5 protein-coding genes are annotated in these 5,174 nt (G+C 60.8%); 3 read left to right on the top strand and 2 right to left on the bottom strand.

The genetic code is table 11. The annotated features are described in order from the left end of the window. Positions 1–222: 222 nt before the first annotated feature. Together SGJ19_12700 and SGJ19_12695 are read right to left on the bottom strand one after the other, a co-directional pair. Positions 223–1,140: a sigma-70 family RNA polymerase sigma factor gene (locus SGJ19_12700; protein MDZ4781105.1), complete on the bottom strand. Its 918-nt coding sequence runs from the start codon at positions 1,138–1,140 to the stop codon at positions 223–225. A gap of 131 nt (positions 1,141–1,271) precedes the next feature. Beyond that, positions 1,272–1,715 carry a fasciclin domain-containing protein gene (locus tag SGJ19_12695; GenBank protein MDZ4781104.1) on the bottom strand — a complete coding sequence of 148 codons (444 nt, stop codon included), beginning with the start codon at positions 1,713–1,715 and terminating at the stop codon, positions 1,272–1,274. A gap of 428 nt (positions 1,716–2,143) precedes the next feature. On the opposite strand from SGJ19_12695, the gene SGJ19_12690 reads away from it, so the two are divergent. The 3 genes from SGJ19_12690 to SGJ19_12680 all read left to right on the top strand — a co-directional run bounded on the left by SGJ19_12690 (position 2,144) and on the right by SGJ19_12680 (position 4,836). After that, positions 2,144–3,049, top strand: coding sequence for a B12-binding domain-containing protein (locus SGJ19_12690; protein MDZ4781103.1), 906 nt, complete (start codon positions 2,144–2,146; stop codon positions 3,047–3,049). Positions 3,050–3,076: 27 nt separating this feature from the next. Next, a complete protein-coding gene (locus tag SGJ19_12685; protein ID MDZ4781102.1) occupies positions 3,077–4,207 on the top strand; it encodes a glycosyltransferase in 1,131 nt (376 codons plus the stop codon). A gap of 170 nt (positions 4,208–4,377) precedes the next feature. Then, positions 4,378–4,836, top strand: coding sequence for a division/cell wall cluster transcriptional repressor MraZ (locus SGJ19_12680; GenBank protein ID MDZ4781101.1), 459 nt, complete (start codon positions 4,378–4,380; stop codon positions 4,834–4,836). Positions 4,837–5,174: the final 338 nt, after the last annotated feature.

The raw sequence follows: 5,174 nt of genomic DNA, 5'->3' as shown, positions 1-5,174 counted from the left end.
CAGCAGGGTCAGCAGCGGCAGTAGTCGCGGTCGCACCACAATCACGCGTGGGGATTGCTTGCCCACGCCAAAGGAGATACGGATCGGTCAATGAAGCTTTTGGGACGGCCGTGGAATATCAGCACTCCCAGACGGGGTCAAGGTCGCTTGCCGAACGGTCGCGAGATACACTGCTTATCTGAATCGCCGAAAGTCGCCAATCGGCGTTCTTGATGGGCAATTTTACTCGCCGAGATCTTCGAGGGCGGCTTCGCTGGCCATTTTGCGGAGTTTCAACATCGCCCGCTTTTCAAGCTGGCGGACGCGTTCTTTGCAGACGCCCATGCGGTCCGCCAGGCTCTGCAAGGTCTCCGGCGCGGCGCAATCGTCCAGACCGAAGCGGGCGCGGATCACCATCTGTTCGCGCGGGTCGAGGCGTCGCAGAATCGTGGTCAGCCGGCGATTGAGTTCGTGCCAGCGTTGTTCCGTGATGCGCGCCTCGCTCTCGTCCGTGAGCTCGCCGACGAATTCCGCCGGGGGCGCTTCGTACCGCGCCCGTTCCTGTCGGCGCGTGACGACAAAGCGATACAGATTCCGGCGAATCGCGTAGGTGGCGTAAGTGCTGAAGCGGAAGCCGCGCGAGAAATCAAATTTTTCGACGGCCCGCATCAGCGACACCAGGCCTTCGCTCAAGAGCTCGTCCATTGAGTTCTGCGCGTCGACGAACTTCTTCACGACGGAGATGACGAGTCGCACGTTCGCCTGGACAATTCGATCCCGCAGATCTTGCGCCGTGCTGAGCATGCGGCAGGCTTCGTCCACGAGACGCGGCTCGGGAAGTTCGACGTCGATTTCGTTGCGTAAAACGGCAGCGCGATGTTTCCAATAGTTCATCTGGCAGAACGTGTCGGCCTCTTCAGCCGGCGGCAGCAGCTCGAAATCGGCCAGCCGACGCATCCGACTGCCGTTCCGAGTGGCAACGCCTGCCGAAGCCACGGCGGGTCGTGGGGGAGACAGCTTCTTGGCGAGGACCACGTCGGCAGCATCAGGCTGCTCGAACACGGCGTTGGAGATGAACTCGATTTTCGTCGTCTGCAGGCGGGAGAATTGTTCCGCGGCGCGCTTCGTCACGCGCTTTTTCGGCTTCAGAGTTCGCGTCATGTTGATGCTCCCCAAATTGCCCGAACTTGAACTCTCTGCGTTGCACTCCATCCACTCGTCTCGCGGCAAGAAGACTGGGGGCGAGCAACCTCGCCCCCAGCTTTGTGGGTTGGAACTGCCGCGAACGGCTATTACGGAATCAGCACGGTGTCGATCACGTGGATCACGCCGTTCGTGCATTCGATGTCGGCCTTGATCACCTTGGCGTTGTTGATCTTCACGCCGTCTTTGGCGTCGATCTTCACCTTGGCGTCCTTCAACAGCGTCTCGGCTTCTTCGAGCTTGACGACGTCGGCGGCGAGCACTTTGCCCGGCACCACGTGATACGTGAGGATCGCCGTCAACTTCTCCTTGTCCTTCAGCACGGCTTCCAACGTGCCTTCCGGCAGTTTCTCGAAGGCTTCGTCGGTCGGCGCGAAGACCGTGAAGGGCCCCTCGCCTTGCAATGCTTCGACCAGGCCCGCTACTTCCAACGCCTTGGCCAACGTCTTGAACGAGCCGGCCGCCACGGCCGTTTCCACGATGTCCTTGGGCTTTTCCGCCTTTGGCGCCTTACGGTGCGCGACCGTCTTCACTTTCGCGTTCTGGCAAGTGCCGGCGTCGAGCGCGCCCGTCGTGCCCAAGGTCGTTGCTAACACGCCAGCCAAGAATGTCCATTTGCTCCACATCGTCGCGTCTCCTCGAGGTGACTGAGTTGCGAACTTTGCGATCGCAGCAGCCTGATCTGCGACCCAAGACCCACCAGTCACGCGACCGGTGGATGAACGAGCGACGAAAAAAATCGTTCAAATCGTTCACATCAGTCTATCAAGACTTCGACGCTTGGCAACTGGAAAAATCATTCAATTCGTCCATCGAAGAGTCGTTTGTGACGTCGCCAGCCTAGCCAGCCGTGAATTCGGCATCGCCAATCTGGCGGCGGAAGGTAGAATTGGGCAAAGCTGACCGATTACCGCGGATATAGAAAATCGTTCACAAAGTCCATTTGCAGGAGTGCCAGGCGTTGACGCCGTTGACCCCCAAGCAGGTTGCTCGCGCCATTGGTGTGAGCGAATCCTCGCTCAAGCGCTGGTGCGATCGCGGAGTGATCGCCACGGTACGGACCGCCGGGGGCCATCGACGGATTGACGTGGCGGCGTTGTTGGCCTTTCTGCGTGAGTCGGGGCATCCGGTGGTGCGGCCCGAGGTGATTGGACTGCCCGCGGCCATCGGTTCCGGGCAGCGCACCTGGGAGCGCTCGCGGGCGCGCCTGGTGGAAGCGCTGATTGCGGGCGACGAAGCGTTGGCTCGGCAAGTGGTGTTCGACTTGTTTGTGTCCGGGCAATCGATCGCCAGCTTGGCGGATCAGTTGTTCCATCCCGCCATGAAGGAGATTGGTGATCGCTGGGATTGCGGGTCGGCCGAGGTCTATCAAGAACGGCGCGCTTGCGAGATTTGCAGTCGCGTGTTGTTCGAATTGCGCGGCGCTATCGCCGAGCCGGCGCCCGATGCGCCGCTCGCGATGGGCGGTACGCCAAGCGGCGACCCCTATCGGCTACCGACGGCGATCGTGGAGTTAGTCCTGCGCGAGGCCGGATGGCGCGCCGTGTCGCTGGGGTCCTCGCTGCCGTTCGAAACACTTACTGCCGCCGTGGCGAAGCATCAACCTCGAATGGTGTGGCTCAGTGTTTCGTACTTGGAGGACGCCGCGACGTTTATTGCAGGTTATCAGCGCTTTTACGAATCGCTCGCCCCGCGCCCGGCGATTGCGTTGGGCGGCGCGGCGCTGACCGAAGCGGTTCGCAAAGAACTCACTTATGCCGCCCACTGCGACAACATGCGTCAGCTGGTAAGCTTCGTCGAATCGCTGGGGATGGCTTCATCGGCGACGGCGCCGCTCCGCTTACATGATCAAGGCGATGTCGCTTAACTGCGATCCACTGGCGGGAGTCCGGCCTTGTATCACATCGCTTTCTGCACGACCGAACTGCGTAACGGCGGCGCCGAGCGTTGTTTGGTGGAGTTGGCGACTCGACTGGATCGCAGCAGGTTCCGTTGCAGTGTCGTTAGCCTCGCGCCACCGCCGAGCGATGTTGCACGCAGCTTGGCGCCACGTCTGGAAGCCGCTGGCGTGCCCGTTCAGTTCCTCAACGTCACGCGCACTACACAGGCCTGGCGAGCCTTGCGCGAGCTCACGCGCATCTGGCGGCGCGATACGCCTGACCTCGTGCAGACGTTTCTGTTTCATGCGAATCTGATTGGTCGTCTCGCGGCCTCGCGCGCCGGCGTCCCGCATATCGTCTCGGGCATTCGCGTTGCCGAACGGCGCTCGCGCTGGCGATTGCGTCTCGAACGCTGGACCGCCGGAAGTGTCGAGCGTCACGTCTGCGTGAGTGAATCGGTCGCGATGTTTTCTCGCGATGTCGGCGGGTTGCCGGCGGATCACATCGACGTGATTCCGAACGGTATCGACGTACGAACATATGAAAACATTTCACCAGCGACGTTAACTTCACTTGGCGTACAACAAGGCCGCCGCATCGTGGTGTGCATTGGCCGGCTCGATCCACAGAAGGGGCAACCCTGGTTGTTGGATCACGCCAGTGACTGGCTGAAACAACTACCGGAACACGACCTCGTGTTCGTGGGCGACGGGCCGGATCGCGCACCCTTGACGTCGAAGATTGCGTCGCTTGGCCTGCAGGATCGCGTGCATTTGGTGGGCTTTCGGGCGGATGTTCCGGCCATCCTCGCCGCCGCGGAACTTCTGCTACTCCCATCCGCCTGGGAAGGGATGCCGAACGTCGTGCTGGAAGCCATGGCCGCCGGCCGGGCGGTCGTCGCGCGGGACGTGGAGGGCGTCCAAGAACTGCTTGGGACGACGCCAAAATCGCCTCAAATAACGCCCGCCCATGAGCCGCAACTCCTTTCACAGCAAGTAGTTGCCATACTCAGCAACCCTCGCTTGCGTGAGTCTTTGGGGGAGCAAAATCGAATGCGCGCCGAGCGCGAATTCTCCCTCGAAAGTATGGTGCAACGCTACGACCAGCTCTACACGAGCCTGCTGATGCGCCAAGAGAAAAAATAATCCAACACATCTTTTATTTTCCTGGTGCCCGCAAACTCGGCTTGTTTTGGGCATCTTCATGAAAAACTTCTCATGTCCGTTTCGACCAGAGTGGTCGAACTGCTTGACGGGCGAAATGCTGAGGTTAATCTTGGGGCGAATTGGGGATCAGTGGGGCGAAGTGGTGATTCATGTTGCTCACCGGCACTTACCAACGCTCGGTGGACGACAAGCTTCGCATCGCGATTCCCAAACGACTCCGGGACGTCTTGGGCAGCAGCGTGGAACGCGGCCTGTTCATCACTCCCGGCACGGACGGTTCTCTGGCTTTGTACACGGAGGAGGTGCTCACCCGACTCGCCGAACGCCTGGCGGTCGCTTCTCCCACGCAACAGGACGTGCGCGCGTTCAACCGGCTCTTCTACGCCCAAGCGGAATGGGCTGAAGTGGATGGCCAGGGCCGCGTGCGAATCCCGACAGCCCTCGCGAAGTCGGCCGGCATCGCCGACGATGTCGTGCTGCTGGGGGTTCAAGATCACCTGGAGCTTTGGGACGTGGCCCGCTGGCAAGCGTACTTCGAAGGTCGGGTAGCCCAGTACGACGAGCTCGCGGAAAAGGCATTCTCGCCCAAGACAAGCGGCGAGACGTGAGCCTGGACGCGACCAACAAATCAACGATGGAAATGGGAGTGAAAGTTCGTCCGAGGGGTCGCCTTTGTGTGAAGCGGTGAGGAACGACTCACGGCCACGAGCCGTTCCGAATCACTTCGCAGGCGTGGAGGCAGGGAATGTCTCGCGTCGCGACGCGCGGTTCGACTCGCTCTTCTGGGGCGAATTGACCGCAATCGCCCAGCCTGCGAGGATGCAAGGAAGCATCCTAGGCTGGGCGTTTTTTTTTGTATAAGGTGCAGGTCGATTTCCACTTCCGTCCATGTGCCCGTGCTGCTGGAGGAAGTCCTGGCGCACTTGCGTCCCACGCCAGGCATGGT

It is taken from the genome of Planctomycetia bacterium (assembly GCA_034440135.1).
Taxonomy (GTDB): Bacteria; Planctomycetota; Planctomycetia; order Pirellulales; family JALHLM01; genus JALHLM01.
This window is presented reverse-complemented; position numbering and strand designations above follow the sequence as displayed.